We start from the raw sequence: 22,456 nt of genomic DNA on the forward strand, positions 1-22,456 counted from the left end.
CCCCCACCCGCGATCTGTGGATAACGGTGCGCCCACCCGTCCAGCGGTACCCGCGAAAGCGCAGTTGCGTACGCCGAATCCGACAAAATCGCGTACGGATGTGCGCTTTCGTGGGGGAAGGGGCGGGTCAGTAGACGAGGGCCTGAGTGTCGTCGGCGCAGGACTCGGCGACGAAGACAGCGGCCCCGGCGATGCGGACACCGTCCAGCACGTCGTCGGGGCCGATGTCCCGTCGCGCCGCGCACTGGGTGCAGAGGGTGACGCGGCCGAGCTCCAGCACGGTCGCGAGCAGGGTCTCCAGCGGCTCGGAGTGGGGCAGGTCGAAGTCCGCGGCCTTGCCCGGGAGGGCGAACCACGAGCTCTCGCCGGTGAGCCAGAGCGAGACGTCGAGCCCCGAGGCGGCGGCGACGGAGGCGACGGTGAAGGCCTGGGCGCACCGTTCGGGGGCGTCCGCGCCCGCGGTGACCTTGACGACCAGGGAACGAGCCATACGGTCAACGTATCGAGCGGGCTTCGACCGTAGACTCGCGCGGTGTTCGAGATTCCGCCGAACCTGCATCCGGCTAACATGCCGCTCGCGTTCCTGCTCGGTGTCTGGGAGGGCGAGGGCGTCGTCGAGTACCCGACGATCCAGCGCCGCCTGTTCCGCCAGCGCGTCGAGTTCGAGCAGAACGGCAAGCCGTTCGTCCACTACACCTCGCGGTCCTGGGAGATCGACCAGGCCGGCAACGAGCTCGGTCCGCTGAACATGGAGACCGGTTTCTGGCGTCCCCGTCCGGACGACAAGCGGGAGGACCAGGAGGGCACGCCGCTCGAGGTGCTGCTCTCCCACCCGACCGGCTTCCTGGAGGCGATGATCGGGGAGATCCGCGGGCCGCGGATCGAGTTCGCGACGACCGGGGTGATGAAGGTCGAGTCCGCGAAGGACTACCGGCGCGGCCACCGGCTCTACGGCCTGGTGAAGGGCGAGCTGATGTGGGTCTACGAGATGGAGGCCATGGGCGAGCAGCTCCAGCCGCACATCTCCGCCGCCCTCAAGCGGGTCCCGGCGGAGTGAGGACATGAGCCAGGACTGGCGCACGATGCTGCGGGAGAAGGGCTACCGCCTGACGCCGCAGCGCGAACTCGTCCTGGCCGCGGTCAACGATCTCGAGCACGCGACGCCCGAGCAGGTCTGCGCCCGGGTGCAGGAGACCGCGAGCGGGATCAACATCTCGACGGTCTACCGGACGCTGGAGCTGCTCGAGGAGCTCGGCCTCGTCCGGCACGCGCACCTCGGGCACGGGGCGCCGTCGTACCACCCGGCCGGGCACTCGCACCACCTGCACCTGGTGTGCCGGGACTGCGGGGCGGTGTCGCAGGTCGAGTCGACGGTGGCGACCTCGCTGACCGCGACCCTGCTGGAGACGCAGGGGTTCGAGGTCGACCTCGAGCACTTCGCGATCTACGGCCGGTGCGGGGACTGTCGCGGCCAGAATCTGACGGGTCATCATCCCCATGAGTGACGTGCAGCTGCGCGGGCCGCGGCCCGGTGACTGGGGCTGGATCGTCTCCCGCCACGGTGCGCTGTACTTCGCCGAGTACGGCTGGGGCACCGACTACGAGGCGTACGTCGCCCACGCCGTCGGTGAACTGGCGGAGAACTTCGACCCGGCCCGCGAAGCGGTCTGGATCGCCGAGCTCGGCGGCGCACCGGTCGGGTCGATCGCGTGCGCGCGCAAGGACGACGAGACGGCGCAGTTGCGCTTCTTCCTCGCCGAGCCCGAGGCCCGGGGTCGCGGCGTCGGGCTGGCACTGATCCGGGCCTGCCTGGAGTTCGCGACCGAGGTCGGCTACCGGCGGATGCTGCTCTGGACGTGCAGCGGGCTGGTGGCCTCCCGCGCGCTGTACGAGCGGCACGGTTTCACGCTCGAGTCCGAGCCCGGCCCGTTCCCGTACGATGCCACCCGCACCGAGCAGATCCTCGCGCGCGACCTCTGACCCGGCGTCGCGGACGAGGGCTGCATACAGTGGGGGACGTGTCGACCGACGTTCTCACCTCGCCCCTGCTCACCCGTCCCGGGGCCGTGGCTGCGGACGGCCCGGACGCCGGTGTCGCGGCCCACTACGGCGACCCCTACGGCGAGCAGCGCGACCTCGCGCTCGGGAGGGCCGCGGTCGACCTCTCGCACCGCGGCGTCGTCCGGGTCTCCGGCCCGGACCGGCTGACCTGGCTGCACTCGCTGACCACGCAGCACCTGTCCGACCTCGCCCCGCGCACGCCGGCCCAGGCGCTGGTCCTGAGCCCGCACGGGCACATCGAGCACGACCTGCACCTCGTCGACGACGGCGAGGCCGCGTGGATCACCGTCGAACCCCGCACGGCGCCGGAACTCGTCGCGTTCCTCGACCGGATGCGGTTCCTGCTGCGTGTCGAGGTCGCGGACGTGACGGCGGACTGGGCCGCCGTGTGGGTCCCCGCCGGTGGCGCGGACGTTCCCGGCAAGGAGCACGCCTGGCACCACGCACGGCCGGCCGAGGCGCTCGGCGAGTACGCCGGCCGCGAGGTGCTCGTCCCGCGCGCCCGGCTGGCCGACGCCCTCGGGCCGCTCGCCGGGGTGTGGGCGCACGAGGCCCTGCGCATCGCGGCGCGCGTGCCGCGGCTCGGCTTCGAGACCGATCACCGGACAATCCCGCACGAGCTCGGCCTGCTCGAACCGGCCGTGCACCTGAACAAGGGCTGCTACCGCGGCCAGGAGACGGTGGCCCGGGTCCACAACCTCGGTCGCCCGCCGCGGCGGATGGTGTTCCTCCACCTCGACGGCAGCGACCTCGAACTGCCGCCCCACGGTGCCGAGATCACCCTCGACGGCCGGGCGATCGGTTTCGTCGGCAGCTCGGCCCGGCACTACGAGTTCGGGCCGATCGCGCTCGGCGTCATCAAGCGGAACACCCCGTACGACGCGCCCCTGCTGGCCGGCGGAGTGGCCGCGGCCGCTGAAGTCGTCGTCGAAGCCTGAGGTCTGACGGGCTGTCAGGTGCCACGACCGAAGATTGCCGTCGCGGCTCTGCCGCCCTGGTACCCGCCGGCGTTCGAGAAGCTGACGGCGGACCTGCAGGCGCCGGTGGCCTTCCCGTCCGAGGTGCTCGCGGCGGCGGAGCGAGCCGGCGCGGCCGACGTCGGTGACCGAGCGGACCGCCGTGACGTCGAGCTCGTCACCCTCGACCCGGAGACGTCGCTGGACCTTGACCAGGCCTTCGCGATCGAGACGCGTGGTGCGGGTTTCCGGCTGCACTACGCGATCGCGGACGTCGCCGCGTTCGTCCGCGCCGGCGACCCGGTCGACCTCGAGTCCCAGCGTCGCGTGGAGACCCGTTACGCCCCGGACCGGCGGCTGCCGCTGCACCCGCCGGAGCTCTCCGAGGGCGCGGCGAGCCTGCTGCCGGACGTCGACCGACCGGCCGTGCTCTGGACCCTCGATCTCGACGAGGGTGGTGAGCTCGTCGAGACGCGGGTGGAGCGGGCGATGGTCCGATCGCGCGCGAAGCTGGCCTACGACACCGTGCAGGCGCAGGTGGACGCCGGGACTGCCGACCCGGCGATCGAGCGGCTGCGGGCGCTCGGGGAGCTCCGGCTGGCGGCCGAACGGCGTCGCGGCGGGGTGAGCCTCCCGCTGCCCGAACAGGTCGTCGACGTCGCGAACGGGGACGGGTGGCGCCTGCGGGCCCGGCTGCAGACGCCGGTCGAGACGTGGAACGCCCAGCTCTCGCTGCTGACCGGCACCGCCGCCGCGCGCCTCATGCTCGACGCCGGGATCGGCGTGCTGCGGACCCTCCCGCCGCCGGAGGACGACGCGGTCGCGGAACTGCGCCGCCGCGCCCACGCCCTCGGGTTCGAGTGGCCGGCCGGCCAGCCGTACCCGGAGTTCGTCCGCGCGATCGACCCGGCCGCGCCGCGCGCCCCGGCCATGCTGCGGGCGTGCACGACGCTGTTCCGCGGCGCGGGCTATGTCGCCTTCGACGCCGCGGGCGGCGTGGCCGCTCCCGCCGACGCGGAGCACGCGGCGATCGCTGCGCCCTACACACACGTCACCGCCCCGCTCCGCCGACTGGCGGACCGCTACGCCGCCGAGGTCTGCCTCGCGGTCTGCGCGGGTGCCGAGGTCCCGGAGTGGGTCCGCGCCGCCCTGCCCGGCCTGCCGGACCGGATGCGCGAGGGCGGCCGCGCGGTGAACTCCTTTTCCGCCGAGGTGCTCAACCTCGTCGAGGCGGGCCTGCTCGCCCAGCGCGTCGGCGAGACGTTCGGGGGCACCGTCGTCGCGACCAACAACGACCGGAGCTCCGGCACTCTCGTCGTCGCGGACCCGTACGTCGAGGCGAAGGTCGAGGGCCCCGACCTGCCGCTCGGCGACCCCGTCGACGCCCGCCTCGTCACCGCCGACCCGATGACCCGTCAGATCCGCTTCGCCGTCGGCGCGGGGACGACTGTCAAGAAAGGGTGACACCCCTTACTGCGCAGTAAGGGGTGTCACCCTTTGTTGACAGAGCGGGTGCGCGGGCCCCGGGGTCAGAGGTCGAGGAGGACGGTGAAGGGGCCGTCGTTGACGAGCTCGACCTTCATGTCGGCGCCGAAGACGCCGGTCGCGACGGTGGCGCCGCGGGAGCGGAGGCCGGTGACGACGGCGTCGACCAGCGGCTCGGCGACCGGGCCGGGGGCGGCGGCGATCCAGGTGGGACGGCGGCCCTTCCGGGCGTCGCCGTAGAGCGTGAACTGGCTGACGACGAGCAGCGGGGCGTCGAGGTCGGAGCAGGATTTCTCGCCGTCCAGGATCCGCAGGCCCCACAGCTTTTCGGCCAGTTTGTCCGCGATCGCCGGGGTGTCGTCGTGGGTGACGCCGACCAGGGCGCACAGGCCCGGGGTCTCGATCGCGCCGACGATCCGGCCGTCGACGGTGACACTCGCCCGGCTGACTCGCTGCACCACTGCTCGCATCCTGCGATTGTGGTTCACATGTCCGCGCAGATTCCCCACGGCACCCTGATCACCGTCGCGCCCACGGGTGCGGAGCTGGCCAAGGCCGAGCACCCGAACCTGCCGACGACCCTCGACGAACTGGTGACCACCGCGAAGGCGTGCGCCGCCGCCGGGGCGGGGATGATCCACGTCCACCTGCGGGACGAGCAGGACCGCTCGTGTCTCGACGTCGGCCGGCTCTCCGAGGCGGTCGCGGCGATCCGCGCCGAGACCGACCTGCTGGTCCAGCTCTCCACCGGCGGCGGGGTCACCGACTCCTTCGAGTCGCGCCTGGCCGTCCTCGACGCCCGGCCGGACTCCTGCTCGCTCACCTGCGGCACCGTGAACTTCGGCGACGAGGTCTTCTCGAACCCGTGGTCGCTGATCGTCGAGCTCTACCGCAGGGCGCAGGACCTCGGCGTGGTGCCGGAGTTCGAGCTGTTCGACCTCGGTCACGTCGCGACGCTGCGCCGCCTGCTCGACACCTACGGCCCGCCGCCCAACGGCCGCGTCCACGCCGACCTCGTGATGGGCGTCCCGGGCGGCATGCCGGGCGACGCGGCGACGCTGGTCGCGGTCGTCGGTGCGCTGCCCGCCGGGGCGACGTTCTCCGCGACCGGCATCGGCCGCTCCGCGCTGCCCGTCGCGTTCGCCGCGCTCGCGGCCGGCGGACACCTGCGCGTGGGGCTGGAGGACACCGTGACGTTCGCGAAGGGCCGCCCGGTGCGCGACAACGCCGAGCTCGTCGAACGCGCCGCGACGCTCGCGCACCTCGCGCAGCGGCCCCCGATCACCGGCCCGGACACGCGCCGGTTCCTCGGGTTCGCGGCCTGAGATTCACCTCACGGCCGAAGTGCTGCCTGCGTGCTTGCAATTGTTAGCACCCTGCGCGAGCATGGCGTCATGGCAACGCTTCCCGGCGGCCTCGGGGAGTACCTGAGGGAGCAACGCAAGAGCGCCAAGCTGTCGATCCGTCAGCTGGCGGCGGTTGCGGGGGTCTCCAACCCCTACCTCAGCCAGATCGAACGTGGGCTGCGCAAGCCGTCCGCGGAGATCCTGCAGCAGCTCGCCAAGGGGCTGCGGATCTCGGCGGAGCAGCTCTACATGCACGCGGGGATCCTCGACGAACGGGACGACTCCAGCAGTGAGTACGCCACGGTCGTCCTCGCCGATCCGCACCTGTCCGAGCGACAGAAGAGCGTGCTCCTGGACGTGTACGACTCGTTCCGCAGAGAGAACGAGCTGACGGCCGGACCCGAGTCCGACACCGCAGCCGGTGCCGAGCCGGCCGAACCGAAGTGAGAGGGAGCCAGTCATGGCCAGCACCGCCGAGATCCGCAAGACCTACACCGACCTCGCCAAGACCCTGACCGGCCCGAAGCCGCTCTACGCCTTCGCCGGCGTCGGCGACCTGGCCGTCGAGAAGGTCAAGAGCCTCCGTCCGACCGCCGAGGACGCGGGTCTGCGTGAGCGCGCCACCAAGCTGCCGAAGCAGTTCGCCGAGAAGCTCGTCGACCTCCCCAAGGAGGCCCGCAAGATCGGTGACAAGCTGACCGACCGCGTCGACACGCAGGTCAAGGCCGCCGACGAGCGCTACGAGGAGCTGGCCAAGCGCGGCGAGGACATCCTCAAGCGCGTTCGTACCCAGAAGTCCACCAAGGACCTGGTCGAGCAGGCCAAGACCACGATCAGCAAGGCCCGCAACGTCCGTGGCACCGCCACCGAGGGCGCCAAGAAGACCGCCACCGCGGCCAAGACCACCGCCACCTCGGCCCGTAAGACGGCCACCAAGGCCCGCAGCGCTGCCAACGCGGCCGCGGACAAGGCCGGCGAGTGACCTTTCCTGGACCGATCGTCTGATCGATCTCCCGACCCCTGACCAGGGGTCAGATGTACGACCCGACACCCGGTCGGGAGCCGCACCCGGCTCCCGACCGGGTGTTTCGTTAGGCTTCCCGGGAAGGCGTTGCAGTCGCAGCGGCCAGTGGGTGGGACCGGAAGGGTGTGGGCGTGGAGATCTGGTTCCTGCCACCGGAGTCGGCGGCCGGCCTCGGGACCCTGGCCCTGTTCGCGTTGCACCTCTACGCGTTCCTCGACTGCCTGATCCGGCCGACGAACGCGTTCGTCGCGGCCGGGAAGAAGACCAAGCAGTTCTGGCTGATCCTCACCGGCGTCGCGTCGGGCTGCACCCTGCTGCTCTCGAACGTGACGTTCACGTTCGTCATCGCGGCGACCGTGATCGCGCTGATCTACATCCTCGACGTCCGCCCGGCCGTGCAGACCTACCGCGGGCCCCGCGGGGGCGGCGGTCGCAAGCCTCGCGGCACCGGCGGCTGGTAGCTACTTCTTCTTGCTCTTCTTGAGCTGCTCCGGCGAGCGGCTCGTGTAGACGACGACGCGGTCGCCGAGCTTCGCGCGGCCGAACAGCGTCTTCATCGCGTTGTAGTCCCGGGTGTTCACACAGCCGTGCGAGGCGCCGGCGTACCCGCGGCGGGCGAAGTCCGGCGAGTAGTGCACGGCCTGGCCGCCGTCGAAGAACAGCGCGAACGGCATCGACGTGTGGTACAGCGTGGAGACGTGGTCCCGGCTCTTGCGCTGGACGACGAAGACGCCCTCCCGGGTGGGGGTCTCGGCCGACCCGAACCGGGCGTCGAGGCGCATCTTCACCTTGCCGTTCACGACCCAGCGCACGGTCCGTGCGCGCTGGTCGACGCAGACCACCTTGCCGTGCTGGCAGCTCGCCGGCAGCCGGCCGCCGTACGGCTTGTCCGCGCCGGTGGCGAGGGCGATCTGATCGACCTTGCCGGTGCGGGCCTCGAGCGCCTTCAGCGTCGCCTCGTCGACGGCGCCGGTGCGGGCGAACTTCAGCTGCTTCTGGAAGGCCTTCACCTGTGCGACGGTCTCCTTGCCGTAGCGACCGGTCGTCGGCATGTCCCGCACGCCGACGCGCTGCAGGCGGACCTGCAGGACCTTGACCGCCTTGCCTCGGTCGCCGGCGGCGAGAATCGGGTCGCCCTCGCCGGGGCGGATCGGCTTGTCCTCGGTCGTGTCGACCTGCGAGGGCTCGGGCTCCGCGGGCTCGGACTGCGCCGGACCGAGCGGCGGCGGGAGCGGGTCGGCCGCGGCCGGACCGGCCTGTGCGAGGCCACCGGTCAGCGACGCGGCGGTGAGCAGCGCCAGGACAGCGCTGAGCCGGACGTGGCGGACCTGCACCCGACGCATAAGAGACGAAATCCCCCGCCCTCGTAAGACGACATCGGCCGCCCGTGGTGGTGCAACGGACGGCCGACGCCGATTCTACGTGGCGATCGCGCGGGCTCCTACTGAGAGATTTCTGGGCGCCTTCCCGGCCGGGGCTACCAGTAGATGTAGACCCGCGTCCCGGTCGGGGTGCGGTCGAACAGCTTGCGCATGCGCGAGTAGTCGCGGGTGTTCACGCAGCCGTGGGAGGCGCCGGAGTAGCCGCGGCGGGCGAAGTCCGACGAGTAGTGGATGGCCTGGCCGCCGCTGAAGAACAGCGAGAACGGCATTGCGCTGCCGTACAGGGACGAGACGTGGTTCCGGCTCTTCCAGTACACGCGGAACATGCCGTTGCGGGTCGGTGTGCGCGAGGACCCGAACCGCGCGTCGAGGCGAACGCTGATCTTGCCCTTGTTCACCAGCCGGACCACGCGCTTCGACTTGTCGACGCAGATGATCTTGCCGGTGTAGCAGGTGCGCGGCATGGCGCGCTTGGCCTCGGCCGGGCTCGCCGTCACCAGACCGGCGCCGAGCAGGGTGGTGCAGAGCGCGCCGGCCATGGTCGCGCGGAAGGACTTCGACGCCATCGGGGAACCTTTCGGGGAACGTGCGGTACCCCGAAGTGTTCGGCAGAAGGTGAGACACCCTCAGGCTTAATTGCCATTTTCCCGGACCGGTTTTAACGATCACCCGCGTGTCAGCCGTGCGTTAGGTGTGTACATGGCGTAAACGCGACGCGGCCCCCCGTCACCGCGTACGCGTCCGTACCGTCCCTAGGTGTCCCGGGTCGGCCTAGTAGTGCACGTACACCTTGTCGCCGACGCGCACCGAGTCGAACAGGGCGCGGGTGGCGGCGTAGTCGCGGGTGTTCACGCAGCCGTGGGAGGCCCCGGAGTAGCCGCGGCGGGCGAAGTCCGACGAGTAGTGGATCGCCTGGCCGCCGCTGAAGAACATCGAGAACGGCATCGCGCTGCCGTAGAGGCTCGACACGTGGTTCCGGTTCTTCCAGTACACCGAGAACAGGCCGTTGCGGGTCGGCGTCCGCGAGGAGCCGAACCGGGCGGACATGGAGATGACCGTCCGGCCGTTGACCACGAACGCCAGCTGGCGCGTCGACTTGTTGACGCAGATGACGCGGCCCTTGTTGCAGACGCTCGGGCGGGCCGACGCCTCCGAGGGGAGGGCGATCAGCGTCGCGCCCAGCAGGGTGCTCGATGCCAGCCCGACGAGGGCAGCGCGCTTACGGTTCGTGGCCATTTGCCGACTCCTTGATGCTTGCTAACCAGAGCGAAGTTCACCTCTGGTGAAGGGCACGCTATGCGGAATGTGCGATTTGCACCAGATGTGGGATTTCGTCCACATCACGTACGACGCCTTGCGATGCTGTTCGGTTGACCGGAATGCGGGAAGATCTGCGGCGGTTGCCGTAGCGGGGTTCCGGATCGATCGGGGAGGTTCTCGAGTGCGCGTCCTGCCGGTCGCCGGCGTCATGCCGCGCCGTGTCGCGACTCTCTCCGTGCACACCTCGCCCCTGGACCAACCGGGGACGGGTGACGCCGGCGGGATGAACGTCTACGTCGTCGAGGTCGCCAAACGGCTCGCCCAGGCGGGCGTCGAGGTCGAGATCTTCACGCGTACGACCTCGTCGGACTTACCGCCCGTGGTCGAGATGGCACCGGGAGTCACGGTCCGTCACGTCACCGCCGGGCCCTTCGAAGGGCTCGCGAAGGAGGACCTGCCGGCCCAGCTGTGCGCCTTCACGACGGGCGTCCTGCGGGCCGAGGCGACCCGCGACCCGGGGCACTACGACCTCGTCCACTCCCACTACTGGCTCTCCGGTCAGGTGGGCTGGCTGGCCGCCGAGCGGTGGGGAATTCCGCTCGTGCACTCCATGCACACGATGGCGAAGGTGAAGAACGCCACACTCGCCGAGGGCGACATTCCGGAGCCGGCGGCCCGGATCATCGGCGAGACCCAGGTCGTCGACGCCGCGGACCGGCTCGTCGCCAACACCGCCGAGGAGGCGGAGCAGCTCGTCGACCTCTACGGCGCGAACCCCGGCCGGGTGGACGTGGTCTCGCCCGGCGTCGACCTCGACGTCTTCGTTCCCGGCCGCCGCTCCGCCGCGCGCGTCGAGCTCGGCATCGCGGACACCGACGACGTGATCCTGTTCGTGGGCCGCATCCAGCCGCTCAAGGCGCCGGACGTCCTGCTCGCCGCGGTCGCCAAGCTGGTCGACGGGGATCTCGCCCGCCGGCAGCGGACGATGGTGGCCGTCGTCGGCGGGCCGAGCGGGTCCGGCACCGCCGAGCCCGAGCTGCTGCAGAAGATGGCGGTCGAGCTGGGGATCAGCGACCTGGTGCGCTTCATCCCCGCCCTGCCCCAGCCCGAACTCGTGCGCTGGTACCAGGCCGCGGACGTCACCGTCGTCCCCTCGTACTCCGAGTCGTTCGGGCTGGTGGCCGTCGAGTCGCAGGCCTGTGGGACGCCCGTGGTCGCCGCCTCCGTCGGTGGTCTGCGGACCGCGGTGTCCGCGGGCGAGTCCGGCCTGCTGGTGAAGGGCCACGACCCGCACGACTACGCCGCCGCCCTGCACCGCCTGATCACCGACCACGACCTGCGCCGCCGCCTCGGTGACGGGGCGGTCGAGCACGCCGGCCGGTTCGGCTGGTCCGCGACGGCCGCCCGCCTGCTCGGCGTCTACGCCAACGCGATGACCGGTTCGCCGGCGGCCGCCGCCCTGCGGGCGCGCGGATGACGGGCTCCTCGACCGACCAGGCCGCGGTCTGCGGGCTCCTGCGCCGGGAGCTCGACGCGATGGAGCTCGACTGGACCGAGGCACGCCCGGGTCTGTTCGTCGTCACCCTGCCGGGGACGAAGAAGCTCTCGACGACCTGCGCGCTCGCGGTCGGGCCGCACGCCCTGACGATCAACGCGTTCGTCGCGCGCCGCCCCGACGAGAACCACGAAGAGGTCTACCGCTGGCTGCTGGAGCGCAACGCCCGCATGTACGGCGTCGCGTTCATGATCGACCGGCTCGGTGACATCTACCTCTCGGGCCGGGTCGCGCTGAAGGCGCTCGACGCCGACGAGGTGGACCGGCTGCTCGGCTCGGTGCTGGAGTACGCCGACGGCAGCTTCAACCCGATCCTGGAGCGGGGCTTCGCGTCCTCGATCCGCAAGGAGCACGCCTGGCGGGTCTCGCGGGGCGAGTCCACGCACAACCTCGACGCGTTCCGCCACCTCCTCGACGCCGCGGATCCGAGCGAGTCCTAGGCTGCGGGCCATGCCCGAGGCGACGTACCGACTCGTCCTGCTCCGTCACGGCGAGTCCGAGTGGAATGCGAAGAACCTCTTCACCGGCTGGGTCGACGTCGACCTGTCGGCCAAGGGGGAGGCGGAGGCCGCCAAGGGCGGCCGCCTGCTGACGGAGGCGGGCGTCCTGCCGGACGTCGTGCACACCTCCCTGCTCCGCCGGGCGATCCGGACGTCGGAGATCGCGCTGCACGCCGCGGACCGGCACTGGATCCCGGTCCGGCGCAGCTGGCGGCTCAACGAGCGCCACTACGGCGGGCTGCAGGGCAAGGACAAGAAGGCGACGCTCGAGGCGTACGGCGAGGAGCAGTTCATGCTCTGGCGCCGGTCCTACGACACCCCGCCGCCGCCGCTGCCGGACGACGACGAGTACTCGCAGGTGCACGACCCGCGCTACGCCGGCCTCGCGCCGGAGATCGTCCCGCGGACCGAGTGCCTCGCCGACGTGGTCGAGCGGCTGCTGCCGTACTGGTACGACGCGATCGTCCCCGACCTGCGCGCCGGCCTGACCGTCGCGGTCGCGGCGCACGGCAACTCGCTGCGGGCCCTGGTCAAGCACCTCGACGGGATGAGCGAGGAGGCCGTGGTCGGCCTCAACATCCCGACCGGCATCCCGCTGCTCTACGAGCTCGACGCCGACCTGCGCCCGGTGCAGACCGGGGGCCGGTACCTCGACCCCGACGCGGCCGCCGCGGCGATCAGCGCCGTCGCGAACCAGGGCCGCTGACGGGTCGTCAGTCCGAGGTGCTGACCGGCCACTCCCCGGTGACGAGGTAGACCACGCGGCGGGCGACCGAGACCGCGTGGTCGGCGTACCGTTCGTAGAACCGGGCGAGCTGGGACAGGTCGACCGCGGTCTGGATGCCGTGCGGCCAGTCCGGTGACATCAGCGTGCGGAACATGCGTGCGTGCAGGTGGTCCATCTCGTCGTCACTGGCCTCGAGCTCCAGCGCCGCCGAGACGTCGCGCGAGGCGACAACGCTGCCGGCCTTGGTCACGATCCGCTGGGCGAGGTGACCCATCTCCATCAGCAGCGCGACCATCTCCGGCGGCACCGCCGAGGCGGGGTACCGCATCCGGGCGACCTTCGCGACGTGCAGCGCGAGGTCGCCCATCCGCTCGATGTCCGCGGTCATCTGCAGGCTGGTGATCACCGTGCGCAGGTCGGTGGCGACGACGGGCTGCTGACGCACCAACAGGTCGCAGGCCTTCTCCTCCAGCTCGTCGCGGCGCTGGTCGATCGCCTTGTCGTGCGAGATGACGCTCTCGGCGAGCGCCAGGTCCGCCTCGAGCAGGGCGTTGGTCGCGCGGGCCATCGCGAACCCGACGAGCTGCGTCATCTCGACCAGCCCGTTGCGCAGATGGTCCAGCTCTCCCTGAAAGGCGTCCCGCATGCGTCCCAGGCTGCCGTGCCTGCGGTGAACGCCGACCGTCCCGAAGATGAACAGTCGGCGTCACCGCCGTGATCGGCGCCTCAGCGCGCCGACGGGCCCGCTTTGGCCACCTACGATCGGTGCCATGACGCCCCGACCGGGAGCCGCCGGGTGGAAGCCTCGCTGATCGCGCTGGGTGCCCTTGTCGGCCTCGTCGTCGGGCTCGCCGCCGGCCTGGCCCATCGGTTCAGTGAGCGCGCGTACCGGGCGCCGGTGCCGGAGACCGAGGCGGGACTGCCGAAGGGCGTCGCCCAGGTGCTCTCGGTGCTGCAGTCGCTCGCGGTCGTCGTCGACGCCGAGGACAAGGTGCTGCGCGCCAGCCCGGCTGCCTACGCGTTCGGCATCGTGAAGGCCGGACGCCTCGTCGTCGACGACCTCGCCGACCTCGTGGGGAACACGCGGCGGGACGGGCGGATCCGCAACGTCGAGCTCGAGTTGCCGCGCGGCCCGGTCGGCGAGGGGACGCTCGCAGTTCGCGCGCGGGTCGCCCCGCTCGGCGCCGACCACGTCCTGGTCCTGATCGAGGATCAGACCGACGCCCGCCGCGTCGACGCGATCCGCCGCGACTTCGTCGCCAACGTCAGCCACGAACTCAAGACCCCGGTGGGGGCGCTGCGTCTGCTCGCCGAGGCGGTGCAGGACGCCTCCGACGACCCCGAGGCCGTCGTCCGGTTCGCCGGCCGGATGCAGCACGAGTCGCTGCGTCTGTCGCACCTGGTGCAGGAACTGATCGACCTCTCCCGGCTGGAGAGCGACGACCCGCTCAAGGGTGCCGCCGCCGTCGGGATCGACGCGGTGGTGGACGCCGCGGTCGACCGCACGCTCGAACTCGCGGCCGCGAAGCGCATCGAGATCAGCTCCGGCGGTGAGCACGGGCTCAAGGTGTGGGGCAGCGAGGTCCAACTCGTCATGGCGGTCGGCAACCTCATCGAGAACGCCGTGAACTACAGCCCCGAGCGCACCCGCGTCGAGGTGACGGTCCGTCGGGCCCGCGACCTCGCCGAGATCACCGTGACCGACCAGGGCATCGGGATCTCCGGCGCCGAGCTCGAGCGGATCTTCGAGCGGTTCTACCGCGTCGACCCGGCCCGGTCGCGGGTCACGGGCGGGACCGGGCTCGGGCTCTCGATCGTCAAGCACATCGCGCAGAACCACGGCGGCGACGTCCGGGTGCGGAGCACCGAAGGATCCGGCTCCACGTTCACCCTGCGCCTGCCGCTGCTGACGTCCGCCTCCGGCGCCGGCCGGCGGCTTCCGGAGGAGGAGTAGCCGTGACCCGTCTGCTGGTCGTCGAGGACGAGGAGTCGTTCTCCGACGCGCTGTCCTACATGCTCCGCAAGGAGGGGTTCGAGGTCGCGGTCGCCGCCACCGGGCCCGCCGCGCTGGAGGAGTTCGACCGCAGCGGGGCCGATCTGGTCCTGCTCGACCTGATGCTGCCCGGCCTGCCCGGCACCGAGGTCTGCCGCGCGCTGCGGCAGAAGTCGAACGTGCCGGTGATCATGCTGACCGCGAAGGACAGCGAGATCGACAAGGTCGTCGGCCTGGAGATGGGCGCCGACGACTACGTGACCAAGCCGTTCTCGCACCGCGAGCTGCTCGCGCGGATCCGGGCGGTGCTGCGCCGGCAGGGCGACGCCGAGGAGCCCGCCTCCGCCACCCTCGCCGCCGGCCCGGTCCGGATGGACGTGGACCGGCACGTGGTGACGGTGAACGGCGACCCGGTCGCCCTGCCGCTCAAGGAGTTCGAGCTGCTCGAACTGCTGCTGCGCAACGCGGGCCGGGTACTCACCCGCGGGCAGCTGATCGACCGCGTCTGGGGTGCCGACTACGTCGGCGACACCAAGACGCTCGACGTCCACGTCAAGCGTCTGCGGTCCAAGATCGAGCCCGATCCGGGGGCCCCGAAGCACCTCGTCACGGTCCGCGGACTGGGCTACAAATTCGAGCCCTGAATCGGTCCCGGAATCGGTCATGTGCCACGCGTCATAACGATTTGGCGTGTCGCTGCACGGTCCGGCTGACCTGCGGGAGTACGAGCACTTCTCGGTTGTCAAGTACCTATCGGGGCCGGTCCATGGCTCTGACCTGCACAAACGTCCGAGGGGCCCGCTCCGGCGCGTGGTATCCTTGGATTGCCAAAGGAAGGGGAACGACACCAATGGCGTTCAAGGTCGGCGAGACGGTGGTGTACCCGCACCATGGCGCAGCGCTCATCGAGGCTATCGAAACCCGCCAGATCAAGGGCGTTGACCGGACGTACCTCGTCCTGAAGGTTGCCCAGGGCGACCTCACAGTGCGCGTACCTGCCGACAACGTCGATCTGGTCGGCGTTCGTGACGTGGTGGGCCAGGAAGGGCTGGACCGCGTGTTCGAGGTGCTTCGCGCCCCGCACACCGAGGAGCCTACGAACTGGTCGCGCCGCTACAAGGCGAACCTCGAGAAGCTCGCGTCCGGTGACGTCATCAAGGTCGCCGAGGTCGTCCGCGACCTGTGGCGTCGCGAGCGTGACCGCGGTCTGTCCGCGGGTGAGAAGCGGATGCTCGCGAAGGCCCGTCAGATCCTGGTCTCCGAGCTCGCGCTCGCCGAGAACACGAATGAGGACAAGGCCGAGGCGATCCTCGACGAGGTTCTCGCCAGCTGACTGGCAAGCTGTCCGCCATGCGGATAGCGGCCGTCGTCCCCGCCGCGGGACGTGGTGAACGCCTGGGTCCCGGCGGACCGAAGGCGTTGCGTGAGCTGTCCGGCGTGCCGATCCTGGTGCACGCCGTACGGGCTGTCGCAGCGTCGCGGAGCGTCGAGCTCGTGGTCGTCGCCGCGCCCCCGGACGGGGTGAGCCTGGTCGCGTCGTTGCTGGCGGACCACGACGTCCCGGCCGAGCTGACGGTGGTCGCCGGCGGCGCCACGCGCCAGGACTCGGTGCGGCGGGCCGTTGCGAGCCTGCCGCCGGAGTTCACCGGCGTGCTCGTGCACGACGCCGCGCGTCCGCTGGTGCCGGTCGAGCTCGTGGACGCCGTCGCGGCCGCGCTCCGGGGCGGTGCCGAGGCGGTCATCCCGGCGTTGCCGGTGACCGACACCGTCAAGCAGGTGGACGACGGGGTCGTCGTCGCGACGCCGGACCGCGCGGGCCTGGTCGCGGTCCAGACGCCGCAGGGGTTCTCGCGCGCCGTGCTGGAGAAGGCCCACGCCGCCGCGACCGACTCCGCCACGACCGACGCCGCCGCGACCGACGACGCCGGGCTGGTGGAGCGCATCGGCATCGCCGTCCGGACCGTGCCGGGCAGCGAGGAGGCCTTCAAGGTCACTCGGCCGCTCGACCTGGTCTTTGCGGAGGCGATCCTCGCCCGCCGGCGGGCGGAGCGGATCCGATGAGGGCCCGATGAGGGTCGGCATCGGGGTCGACGTCCACGCGTTCGCGACGCTGCCGACGCCGGGGCGCGATCTCTGGCTGGCCGGCCTGCGGTGGCCGGGGGAGCATGCGCTGCTCGGGCACTCGGACGCGGACGTCGCGGCGCACGCCTGCTGCGACGCGCTGTTCTCCGCGGCGGGGCTCGCCGACCTCGGGGCCCAGTTCGGCACCGCCGAACCCGAGTGGGCCGGGGCGTCGGGCTCCGCTCTCCTGGCGGAGGCCGCGCGCCGGGTCCGCGAGGCCGGGTTCGAGATCGGCAACGTCGCGGTGCAGGTGATCGGCAACCGGCCGCGTCTCGGGCCGCGCCGCGCGGAGGCGTCCGAGGCGCTCTCGACGGCGGCCGGGGCGCCGGTGTCGGTGTCCGCCACGACGACCGACGGACTGGGCCTGACGGGTCGCGGCGAGGGCATTGCGGCCGTCGCAACCGCGCTCGTGTTCCCCGCCTGAGCCGCTTCAAACCCCGCTGACCTGGGGAAATCCGCGCGCACCGGCGCTGTGAGATCTCGTGATGAGACCGGTGCGCCGCTTGTAACAATCCCGACGCAACCGGGAAACGCCACTGCGTTGCCATGGGGTCACCATCACGACGTGACCCAGTGGAAGGAGCAGGCGTTGTCCCCCGATCGCCGCTCTCTCGTGGTCCTCGGCCATGGCATGGTCGGCCACAAGTTCGTCACCGCGGCGCTCGACCGCGGGCTCACTGCCGAGTACGAGATCACCGTCCTCGGCGAGGAGTCCCGGCCCGCGTACGACCGGGTCGCGCTCTCGTCGGTGTTCGCCGGCAGCAGCGCCGAGGACCTCTCGCTGCTCCCCGACGGTCACTACCCCGACCCGGGGGTGACGCTGGAGCTGCGGGCGCAGGTCACCGGGATCGACCGGGCGGCGCGCACCGTGACCCTGGCGGACGGCCGCGTCGTCGCCTACGACGTGCTCGTGCTGGCGACCGGGTCGTACCCGTTCGTGCCGCCCGTGCCCGGCCGCGAGGCGGAGAACTGCTTCGTCTACCGGACGATCGACGACCTGGACGCGATCCGCGCGGCCGCGGTCGACGCGAGTGCCGGTGCGGTGATCGGCGGGGGCCTGCTCGGGCTGGAGGCGGCGAACGCGCTGCTCAACCTCGGACTCACCACGCACGTGGTCGAGATGGCGCCGCGTCTGATGCCGCTTCAGGTCGACGACGCCGGCGGCGCGATGCTTGCCCGGCACATCCGCGACCTCGGCGTGCACGTCCACCTCGGCGCGACGACCGAGGAGATCGTGGCCGACGAGCGGGGCCGGGTCGCGCAGCTCAAGCTCAAGGACGCGGAGCCGCTTGACATCGGCGTGCTGGTGTTCTCCGCCGGCATCCGGCCGCGCGACGAGCTCGCCCGGGCCTGTGGGCTGGAGATCGGGCCGCGCGGCGGCGTCGTCGTCGACGAGGACTGCCGGACCTCCGACCCGGCGATCTTCGCGGTCGGCGAGGTCGCGTGCGCGCAGGGCATGGTCTACGGCCTGGTCGCCCCGGGTTACTCGATGGCGGAGACGGCCGCGACGGCGATCGCCGGGGAGTCCCGCCCGTTCACCGGCGCGGACCTGTCGACGAAGCTGAAGCTGATGGGCGTGGACGTCGCCAGCTTCGGCGACGCGTTCGCGACGACGCCGGATGCGCTCGAGCTGACCTACGCGGACCCGATCACCCGCGTCTACAAGAAGTTGGTCGTGAGCGCCGACGCCACGCGGCTGCTCGGCGGCATCCTCGTCGGGGACGCCTCGGCGTATCTGACGCTGCGTCCGATGGCCGGTTCGGACATCGCGCTCCCCGCCAACCCGGAAGACCTGATCCTCCCGCCGCGCTCGGGGTCCGGCGGGGGGATCGGCCCGGTGGCGCTGCCGGACGAGGCGACGATCTGCTCCTGCGAGAACGTCTCGAAGGGCGAGATCGTCGGCGCGGTCACCTCCCACGGGTGCACGACGATCCCCGACGTCAAGGGCTGCACGAAGGCCGGCACCGGCTGCGGCTCCTGCGTCCCGCTGCTGAAGACGCTGCTCGACCACGAGCTCACCAAGCTCGGAGTCACGGTGAGCAAGGCGATCTGCGAGCACTTCGCCTACAGCCGCGCCGAGCTCTTCGACATCGTCCGCGTCACGGGGGCACGGAGCTTCTCCGACATCCTCGCCTCGCACGGCACGGGCCGCGGGTGCGACATCTGCAAGCCGGCGATCGCCTCGATCCTCGCGAGCCGCTACAACGAGCACGTCCTCGAGGGCGAGCGCGGGAAGCTGCAGGACACCAACGACCACCTGCTCGCGAACATGCAGCGCAACGGCACGTACTCGGTGGTGCCGCGGATCCCCGGTGGGGAGATCACGCCGGAGGGCCTGATCCTCATCGGCGAGGTCGCGAAGGAGTTCGGGCTCTACACGAAGATCACCGGCGGGCAGCGGATCGACCTGTTCGGTGCCCGCGCCGAGCAGCTGCCGCTGATCTGGCAGCGGCTCGTCGACGGCGGGTTCGAGTCCGGGCACGCGTACGGGAAGTCGCTGCGGACGATCAAGTCGTGCGTCGGCTCGACCTGGTGCCGGTACGGCGTGCAGGACTCCGTCGGGATGGCGATCGCTCTTGAGCTGCGGTACCGCGGTCTGCGGGCGCCGCACAAGTTGAAGTCCGCGGTCTCCGGGTGCGCGCGTGAGTGCGCCGAGGCCCGGGGGAAGGACTTCGGGATCATCGCGACGGAGAAGGGCTGGAACCTCTACGTCGGCGGCAACGGCGGCATGACGCCGAAGCACGCGATCGAACTCGCCCGCGACCTCGACGACGAGACGCTGATCCGCTACATCGACCGGTTCCTGATGTTCTACATCCGCACCGCCGACCGGCTGCAGCGCACGGCGCCGTGGCTCGAGGCCCTCGACGGCGGCATCGAGTACCTCAAGGCGGTCATCGTCGAGGACTCCCTCGGCATCTGCGCCGACCTCGAGGCGGACATGGCGCGGCACGTCGCCACGTACGCCGACGAGTGGGCGGCCACCATCGCGGACCCGGAGAAGCTCAAGCGCTTCGTGTCCTTCGTCAACGCTCCCGACGTCCCCGATCCGACGATCACGTTCGTCGACGAACGCGGCCAGATCCGACCCGCCGGGCCCGGCGAGTCCGGAGAGCCGCACATCGTCGCCGGTCCGACCCTGAAGGTAGGTGCGGTATGACCACCCTGGACACCCACGAGCTGACGTACACCGAGGTCGACACCTGGGTGGACGTCCTTCCCGAGGCCGAACTCTCCACGGAGATCGGCGTTCCGGCCCTCGTGGGTAACGCGCCCGTCGCGGTGTTCCGGACCTGGGACGGCGAACTCCACGCGGTGTCGAACCTCGACCCGAAGACGGGGGCGTCGGTGATTGCGCGCGGCATCGTCGGCACCCGCGGGGACGTGCCGACCGTCGCGTCGCCGCTGTACAAGCACGTGTTCGACCTGCGCACCGGGCGGTGCCTGGACGACGACTCGCTCGCGTTGGCGCGCTACCAGGCGCGGGTGCGTGAGGGCGTGATTCAGGTGCGTGCAGCCGGATGACCGTGCTGGGCGACCGCGAGGTCGGGGGCGCCTCGTTGCCCAGCCAGGCGACGGTGCTCACGGGCTTCAGCGTGGCCATCACCGCGTGCCGGCGGCGGGAGGAACTCGCCGGTCTGCTGGAGCGCCGGGGCGCTCGGGTCATCTCCGCGCCGGCGGTGCAGATCCGTCCGCTGGCCGACGACACCGATCTGGTCGCGGCGACGCGCGCGTGTATCGCGGCGCCGCCGGCGATCGTGATCGCCAGCACCGGCGTGGGCTTCCGGGGCTGGATGGAGGCCGCCGACGGCTGGGGACTCGGCGACGCCCTGCGACGGGTGCTGGACTCGGCGAACGTGCTCGCGCGGGGGCCGAAGGCGATGGGCGCGATCCGCGCGGCCGGGCTGCGCGAGTCGTGGTCGCCGGTGTCGGAGTCGCTGCGGGAGGTGCTCGACCACCTGCGGGCCGGCGACGTCCGCGGCGTGCGCATCGCGGTGCAGCTGCACGGCGATCCGGAGCCGGAGCTGATCGAGGGTCTGCGGGCCGCCGGGGCCGACGTCATCCCGGTGCCGGTCTACCGCTGGCGGGCGCCCGACGACGTCGGACCGTTGATGAAGCTCGTCGAACTCGTGGCGACGCGGAACGTCGACGCGGTCGCGTTCACCAGCAAGCCGGCGGTGCAGGCGCTGCTCGACCTCGCCGAGCAGGTGGGTCGCCGCGAGGCGGTCCTGGCCGCGTTCCGGGGCGATGTCGTGCCGGCGTGCGTGGGCCAGGTGACCGCCGAGCCGCTCGAGATCATCGGCGTCAAGACGTTGCAGCCGGACCGTCCGCGGCTCGGCGCCCTCGTGCGTGTGATCGCCGAGGAACTGCCGCGGCGGCGACCCGACGGATTGATGGTCGGCGGGCACCGGCTGGAGATCCGTGGGCACGCGGTGCTGGTCGACCAGCGCATGGTCGACCTCCCGCCGGCGCCGATGGCCGTGCTGCGCGCACTCGCCGAACAGCCGGGCCGGGTGATGTCACGGGCACAACTGGTGCCGCGCCTCCCGTCGGGTGACGCGGCCTCAGAACACGCGGTCGAGATGGCGGTGACCCGGCTCCGCGCGGCGCTGGGTGACGGCGCCTGCGTCCAGACCGTCGTCAAGCGCGGCTACCGGTTGCGCGTCGAATGAGCGCTCCCACGCTGGTTGCCGTCGCGCACGGCAGCCGCAATCCGGCTGCCCAGGCGAACATCCGGGCCCTGCTGGCGGCGGTCCGCGCCGCCCGACCGGGGCTGGAGGTCCGCGAGGCCTTCGTCGAGCTCGCCGCCCCCTCGCTCCCCGAGGTCCTCCGCGCCGTCGAAGGGGAGGTCGTCGTCGTCCCGCTGCTCCTCGGCAACGGGTACCACGTCGCGCACGACGTCGCGGGCGTCGCCGACTTCCACCGCCCCGGGACGCCCTGCGCCCCCGCCCTCGGACCGGACCCCCTCCTCGCCCTCGCCCTCGCCGACCGCCTCGCCGCCGCCGAGTCCGCCGCCGAGTCCGCCACCGAATCCGCCGCGGCGGCCGCCGCTGTGTCAAAAAAGGGTGACACCCCTTACTGCGCAGTAAGGGGTGTCACCCTTTGTGAACGGGGGCCGGTGGTGCTCGCCGCGGCGGGGTCGTCGGACCCGCGGTCGCACGCCGACGTCGACGCGATGGCGGTGCTGCTGGAGCAGCAGCTCGGGCGCCCGGTGATCCCGGCCTACAACTCGGCGACGACGCCGTCGGTGCGGGACGCGGTCACGGCGGCGCGCGCGATGGGCCGTCGCTCGGTGTCGGTCGCGACCTACCTGCTCTCCCCGGGCCGCTTCGCGACGGAGGTGCAGGCCTGCGGAGCTGACGTAGTGTCAGCTCCGCTCGGCGTGCACCCGGCTCTCGTCGGCCTCGTGCTCGCGCGTTACGACGCGGCGCGGGCTCTCACCCCATCGTCTTCTGCCCGTCGAGCGACTCTCGGATGATGTCCGCGTGGCCGGCGTGCTGCGCGGTCTCGGCCACGATGTGCGTGATCACGCGGCGGGCGGTCCAGCGGGCCCCCGGCGGGAACCACGGCGCCTCGGGCAGCGGGTGCGAGGAGTTCAGGTCGACCTCGGCCAGCAGTGCGTCGGTCTGCGCGGCGACCTCGGCGTAGTCGGCGAGGACCCCCGCGAGCGTCTCGCCCGGCAACAGGCGGAACGAGTTGCCGTGCGCGGCGTAGGACTCCTCGGTCATCTCCATCGCCGCCGGGCCGCGGCGGATGAACTCGGCCCACCCGCGCTCGACGAAGGCGACGTGCTTGACCAGCCCGCCGAGGGTGAGCTCGCTGACGGTGGTGCGCTTGGTCGCGGCCTCGTCGTCCAGGCCCGCGACGGTGGTGCGCAGGAAGAAGCGGTGCTTGGTCAGGAGGTCGAGCAGGTCGGCGCGCTCGATCGCGGCGGGGTCGTCGGTGGCCGGCGCGGGGGTGGTCATGGCCTTGTACTCCTCGATCGTGGTCATCTCGGGACTCCTGGTCGGTGACGGTTCGGGCTCGTGAGAACCACGCTAGAAGG

28 protein-coding genes are annotated in these 22,456 nt (G+C 71.7%); 21 read left to right on the forward strand and 7 right to left on the reverse strand.

Translation table 11 applies throughout. The features are described 5' to 3' along the window. Positions 1-127: 127 nt before the first annotated feature. Entirely contained in the window at positions 128-490 is a 363-nt protein-coding gene (locus ABD401_RS06030; protein ID WP_344602646.1) for a DsrE family protein, read from the reverse strand. A 42-nt stretch (positions 491-532) separates the two neighbouring features. On the opposite strand from ABD401_RS06030, the gene ABD401_RS06035 reads away from it, so the two are divergent. From ABD401_RS06035 to ABD401_RS06055, 5 genes are read left to right on the forward strand one after another with little or no spacing between them, the layout of a single operon-like run. Then, on the forward strand, positions 533-1,057 hold the full coding sequence (locus tag ABD401_RS06035) for a heme-binding beta-barrel domain-containing protein (RefSeq protein ID WP_344602648.1): 525 nt from the start codon (positions 533-535) through the stop codon (positions 1,055-1,057). A 4-nt stretch (positions 1,058-1,061) separates the two neighbouring features. Further along, positions 1,062-1,505, forward strand: coding sequence for a Fur family transcriptional regulator (locus tag ABD401_RS06040; protein ID WP_344602650.1), 444 nt, complete (start codon positions 1,062-1,064; stop codon positions 1,503-1,505). After that, a complete protein-coding gene (locus ABD401_RS06045) occupies positions 1,498-1,980 on the forward strand; it encodes a GNAT family N-acetyltransferase (protein ID WP_344602652.1) in 483 nt (160 codons plus the stop codon). Before ABD401_RS06040 ends, ABD401_RS06045 begins: the two co-directional genes overlap by 8 nt. A 38-nt stretch (positions 1,981-2,018) precedes the next feature. Continuing rightward, on the forward strand, positions 2,019-2,999 hold the full coding sequence (ygfZ, locus tag ABD401_RS06050; RefSeq protein ID WP_344602654.1) for a CAF17-like 4Fe-4S cluster assembly/insertion protein YgfZ: 981 nt from the start codon (positions 2,019-2,021) through the stop codon (positions 2,997-2,999). A gap of 18 nt (positions 3,000-3,017) precedes the next feature. Next, positions 3,018-4,481, forward strand: a complete 1,464-nt coding sequence (locus tag ABD401_RS06055) for an RNB domain-containing ribonuclease (RefSeq protein ID WP_344602656.1) — start codon at positions 3,018-3,020, stop codon at positions 4,479-4,481. Between the two features lie 65 nt (positions 4,482-4,546). On the opposite strand, the gene dtd is transcribed toward ABD401_RS06055, so the two are convergent. Beyond that, positions 4,547-4,972 carry a D-aminoacyl-tRNA deacylase gene (dtd, locus tag ABD401_RS06060; protein WP_344602658.1) on the reverse strand — a complete coding sequence of 142 codons (426 nt, stop codon included), beginning with the start codon at positions 4,970-4,972 and terminating at the stop codon, positions 4,547-4,549. A gap of 18 nt (positions 4,973-4,990) precedes the next feature. Between dtd and ABD401_RS06065 the strand changes: the two genes are divergently transcribed. The 4 genes from ABD401_RS06065 (at position 4,991) to ABD401_RS06080 (ending at position 7,333) form a co-directional block, all read left to right on the forward strand. Then, entirely contained in the window at positions 4,991-5,827 is an 837-nt protein-coding gene (locus tag ABD401_RS06065) for a beta-keto acid cleavage family enzyme (RefSeq protein WP_344602660.1), read from the forward strand. 69 nt (positions 5,828-5,896) lie between these two features. Next, positions 5,897-6,295 (forward strand): helix-turn-helix domain-containing protein, encoded by a 399-nt coding sequence (locus ABD401_RS06070; protein ID WP_019874768.1) that lies wholly within the window; start codon positions 5,897-5,899, stop codon positions 6,293-6,295. Between the two features lie 13 nt (positions 6,296-6,308). Then, complete coding sequence (locus ABD401_RS06075) at positions 6,309-6,830, forward strand: hypothetical protein (protein WP_344602663.1); 522 nt, start codon at positions 6,309-6,311, stop codon at positions 6,828-6,830. A 173-nt stretch (positions 6,831-7,003) separates the two neighbouring features. Further along, complete coding sequence (locus tag ABD401_RS06080; RefSeq protein WP_344602665.1) at positions 7,004-7,333, forward strand: DUF2516 family protein; 330 nt, start codon at positions 7,004-7,006, stop codon at positions 7,331-7,333. Here ABD401_RS06080 and ABD401_RS06085 read toward each other — a convergent pair whose 3' ends face one another. The 3 genes from ABD401_RS06085 to ABD401_RS06095 form a co-directional block, all read right to left on the reverse strand. Next, on the reverse strand, positions 7,334-8,206 hold the full coding sequence (locus tag ABD401_RS06085) for a L,D-transpeptidase family protein (protein WP_344602667.1): 873 nt from the start codon (positions 8,204-8,206) through the stop codon (positions 7,334-7,336). Positions 8,207-8,349: 143 nt separating this feature from the next. Next, positions 8,350-8,820, reverse strand: a complete 471-nt coding sequence (locus ABD401_RS06090; protein ID WP_344602669.1) for a L,D-transpeptidase — start codon at positions 8,818-8,820, stop codon at positions 8,350-8,352. A gap of 205 nt (positions 8,821-9,025) precedes the next feature. Beyond that, positions 9,026-9,490, reverse strand: a complete 465-nt coding sequence (locus tag ABD401_RS06095; protein ID WP_344602671.1) for a L,D-transpeptidase — start codon at positions 9,488-9,490, stop codon at positions 9,026-9,028. Positions 9,491-9,722: 232 nt separating this feature from the next. Here ABD401_RS06095 and mshA point away from each other — a divergent pair, with 232 nt between their 5' ends. From mshA to ABD401_RS06110, 3 genes are read left to right on the forward strand one after another with little or no spacing between them, the layout of a single operon-like run. Then, entirely contained in the window at positions 9,723-10,991 is a 1,269-nt protein-coding gene (gene mshA / locus ABD401_RS06100) for a D-inositol-3-phosphate glycosyltransferase (protein WP_344602920.1), read from the forward strand. Continuing rightward, positions 10,988-11,509, forward strand: a complete 522-nt coding sequence (locus ABD401_RS06105) for a type III secretion system chaperone family protein (protein ID WP_344602673.1) — start codon at positions 10,988-10,990, stop codon at positions 11,507-11,509. The genes mshA and ABD401_RS06105 overlap by 4 nt, the downstream gene beginning before the upstream one ends. Positions 11,510-11,519: 10 nt before the next feature. Then, positions 11,520-12,275, forward strand: coding sequence for a phosphoglyceromutase (locus ABD401_RS06110; RefSeq protein WP_344602675.1), 756 nt, complete (start codon positions 11,520-11,522; stop codon positions 12,273-12,275). A 7-nt stretch (positions 12,276-12,282) separates the two neighbouring features. On the opposite strand, the gene phoU is transcribed toward ABD401_RS06110, so the two are convergent. Then, positions 12,283-12,942 carry a phosphate signaling complex protein PhoU gene (phoU, locus tag ABD401_RS06115; RefSeq protein WP_344602677.1) on the reverse strand — a complete coding sequence of 220 codons (660 nt, stop codon included), beginning with the start codon at positions 12,940-12,942 and terminating at the stop codon, positions 12,283-12,285. Positions 12,943-13,092: 150 nt separating this feature from the next. Here phoU and ABD401_RS06120 point away from each other — a divergent pair, with 150 nt between their 5' ends. From ABD401_RS06120 to ABD401_RS06160, 9 genes are all read left to right on the forward strand, one after another. After that, entirely contained in the window at positions 13,093-14,250 is a 1,158-nt protein-coding gene (locus ABD401_RS06120; protein WP_344602679.1) for a sensor histidine kinase, read from the forward strand. Positions 14,251-14,261: 11 nt separating this feature from the next. Further along, entirely contained in the window at positions 14,262-14,933 is a 672-nt protein-coding gene (locus tag ABD401_RS06125) for a response regulator (RefSeq protein WP_486387613.1), read from the forward strand. 206 nt (positions 14,934-15,139) lie between these two features. Further along, positions 15,140-15,622, forward strand: coding sequence for a CarD family transcriptional regulator (locus ABD401_RS06130; RefSeq protein ID WP_019874780.1), 483 nt, complete (start codon positions 15,140-15,142; stop codon positions 15,620-15,622). A 17-nt stretch (positions 15,623-15,639) separates the two neighbouring features. Then, entirely contained in the window at positions 15,640-16,350 is a 711-nt protein-coding gene (ispD, locus tag ABD401_RS06135; RefSeq protein WP_344602684.1) for a 2-C-methyl-D-erythritol 4-phosphate cytidylyltransferase, read from the forward strand. A 7-nt stretch (positions 16,351-16,357) separates the two neighbouring features. Beyond that, positions 16,358-16,834, forward strand: coding sequence for a 2-C-methyl-D-erythritol 2,4-cyclodiphosphate synthase (gene ispF / locus ABD401_RS06140; RefSeq protein WP_344602686.1), 477 nt, complete (start codon positions 16,358-16,360; stop codon positions 16,832-16,834). Between the two features lie 141 nt (positions 16,835-16,975). Further along, positions 16,976-19,570 carry a nitrite reductase large subunit NirB gene (gene nirB / locus ABD401_RS06145; RefSeq protein ID WP_344602688.1) on the forward strand — a complete coding sequence of 865 codons (2,595 nt, stop codon included), beginning with the start codon at positions 16,976-16,978 and terminating at the stop codon, positions 19,568-19,570. Continuing rightward, a complete protein-coding gene (gene nirD, locus ABD401_RS06150; protein WP_344602690.1) occupies positions 19,567-19,935 on the forward strand; it encodes a nitrite reductase small subunit NirD in 369 nt (122 codons plus the stop codon). Before nirB ends, nirD begins: the two co-directional genes overlap by 4 nt. Beyond that, on the forward strand, positions 19,932-21,083 hold the full coding sequence (locus tag ABD401_RS06155; protein WP_344602692.1) for a uroporphyrinogen-III synthase: 1,152 nt from the start codon (positions 19,932-19,934) through the stop codon (positions 21,081-21,083). Before nirD ends, ABD401_RS06155 begins: the two co-directional genes overlap by 4 nt. Continuing rightward, a complete protein-coding gene (locus tag ABD401_RS06160; protein WP_344602694.1) occupies positions 21,080-21,889 on the forward strand; it encodes a sirohydrochlorin chelatase in 810 nt (269 codons plus the stop codon). The genes ABD401_RS06155 and ABD401_RS06160 overlap by 4 nt, the downstream gene beginning before the upstream one ends. On the opposite strand, the gene ABD401_RS06165 is transcribed toward ABD401_RS06160, so the two are convergent. Continuing rightward, a complete protein-coding gene (locus ABD401_RS06165; protein ID WP_425566073.1) occupies positions 21,849-22,403 on the reverse strand; it encodes a DinB family protein in 555 nt (184 codons plus the stop codon). The two genes, ABD401_RS06160 and ABD401_RS06165, sit on opposite strands and share 41 nt — an antisense overlap. Positions 22,404-22,456 lie beyond the last annotated feature (53 nt).

It is taken from the genome of Sporichthya brevicatena, from assembly GCF_039525035.1.
Taxonomy (GTDB): Bacteria; Actinomycetota; Actinomycetes; order Sporichthyales; family Sporichthyaceae; genus Sporichthya; species Sporichthya brevicatena.

Excerpts from the sequence above, each read along its gene's own strand:
- ABD401_RS06030 (WP_344602646.1), bottom strand. The coding sequence starts at position 490 with ATGGCTCGTTCCCTGGTCGTCAAGGTCACCGCGGGCGCGGACGCCCCC.
- ABD401_RS06040 (WP_344602650.1), top strand. The coding sequence starts at position 1,062 with ATGAGCCAGGACTGGCGCACGATGCTGCGGGAGAAGGGCTACCGCCTG.
- ABD401_RS06045 (WP_344602652.1), top strand. The coding sequence starts at position 1,498 with ATGAGTGACGTGCAGCTGCGCGGGCCGCGGCCCGGTGACTGGGGCTGG.
- dtd (WP_344602658.1), bottom strand. The coding sequence starts at position 4,972 with ATGCGAGCAGTGGTGCAGCGAGTCAGCCGGGCGAGTGTCACCGTCGAC.
- ABD401_RS06065 (WP_344602660.1), top strand. The coding sequence starts at position 4,991 with ATGTCCGCGCAGATTCCCCACGGCACCCTGATCACCGTCGCGCCCACG.
- ABD401_RS06070 (WP_019874768.1), top strand. The coding sequence starts at position 5,897 with ATGGCAACGCTTCCCGGCGGCCTCGGGGAGTACCTGAGGGAGCAACGC.
- ABD401_RS06075 (WP_344602663.1), top strand. The coding sequence starts at position 6,309 with ATGGCCAGCACCGCCGAGATCCGCAAGACCTACACCGACCTCGCCAAG.
- ABD401_RS06090 (WP_344602669.1), bottom strand. The coding sequence starts at position 8,820 with ATGGCGTCGAAGTCCTTCCGCGCGACCATGGCCGGCGCGCTCTGCACC.
- ABD401_RS06095 (WP_344602671.1), bottom strand. The coding sequence starts at position 9,490 with ATGGCCACGAACCGTAAGCGCGCTGCCCTCGTCGGGCTGGCATCGAGC.
- mshA (WP_344602920.1), top strand. The coding sequence starts at position 9,723 with ATGCCGCGCCGTGTCGCGACTCTCTCCGTGCACACCTCGCCCCTGGAC.
- ABD401_RS06105 (WP_344602673.1), top strand. The coding sequence starts at position 10,988 with ATGACGGGCTCCTCGACCGACCAGGCCGCGGTCTGCGGGCTCCTGCGC.
- ABD401_RS06110 (WP_344602675.1), top strand. The coding sequence starts at position 11,520 with ATGCCCGAGGCGACGTACCGACTCGTCCTGCTCCGTCACGGCGAGTCC.
- phoU (WP_344602677.1), bottom strand. The coding sequence starts at position 12,942 with ATGCGGGACGCCTTTCAGGGAGAGCTGGACCATCTGCGCAACGGGCTG.
- ABD401_RS06130 (WP_019874780.1), top strand. The coding sequence starts at position 15,140 with ATGGCGTTCAAGGTCGGCGAGACGGTGGTGTACCCGCACCATGGCGCA.
- ispD (WP_344602684.1), top strand. The coding sequence starts at position 15,640 with ATGCGGATAGCGGCCGTCGTCCCCGCCGCGGGACGTGGTGAACGCCTG.
- ispF (WP_344602686.1), top strand. The coding sequence starts at position 16,358 with ATGAGGGTCGGCATCGGGGTCGACGTCCACGCGTTCGCGACGCTGCCG.
- nirD (WP_344602690.1), top strand. The coding sequence starts at position 19,567 with ATGACCACCCTGGACACCCACGAGCTGACGTACACCGAGGTCGACACC.
- ABD401_RS06155 (WP_344602692.1), top strand. The coding sequence starts at position 19,932 with ATGACCGTGCTGGGCGACCGCGAGGTCGGGGGCGCCTCGTTGCCCAGC.
- ABD401_RS06160 (WP_344602694.1), top strand. The coding sequence starts at position 21,080 with ATGAGCGCTCCCACGCTGGTTGCCGTCGCGCACGGCAGCCGCAATCCG.
- ABD401_RS06165 (WP_425566073.1), bottom strand. The coding sequence starts at position 22,403 with ATGACCACGATCGAGGAGTACAAGGCCATGACCACCCCCGCGCCGGCC.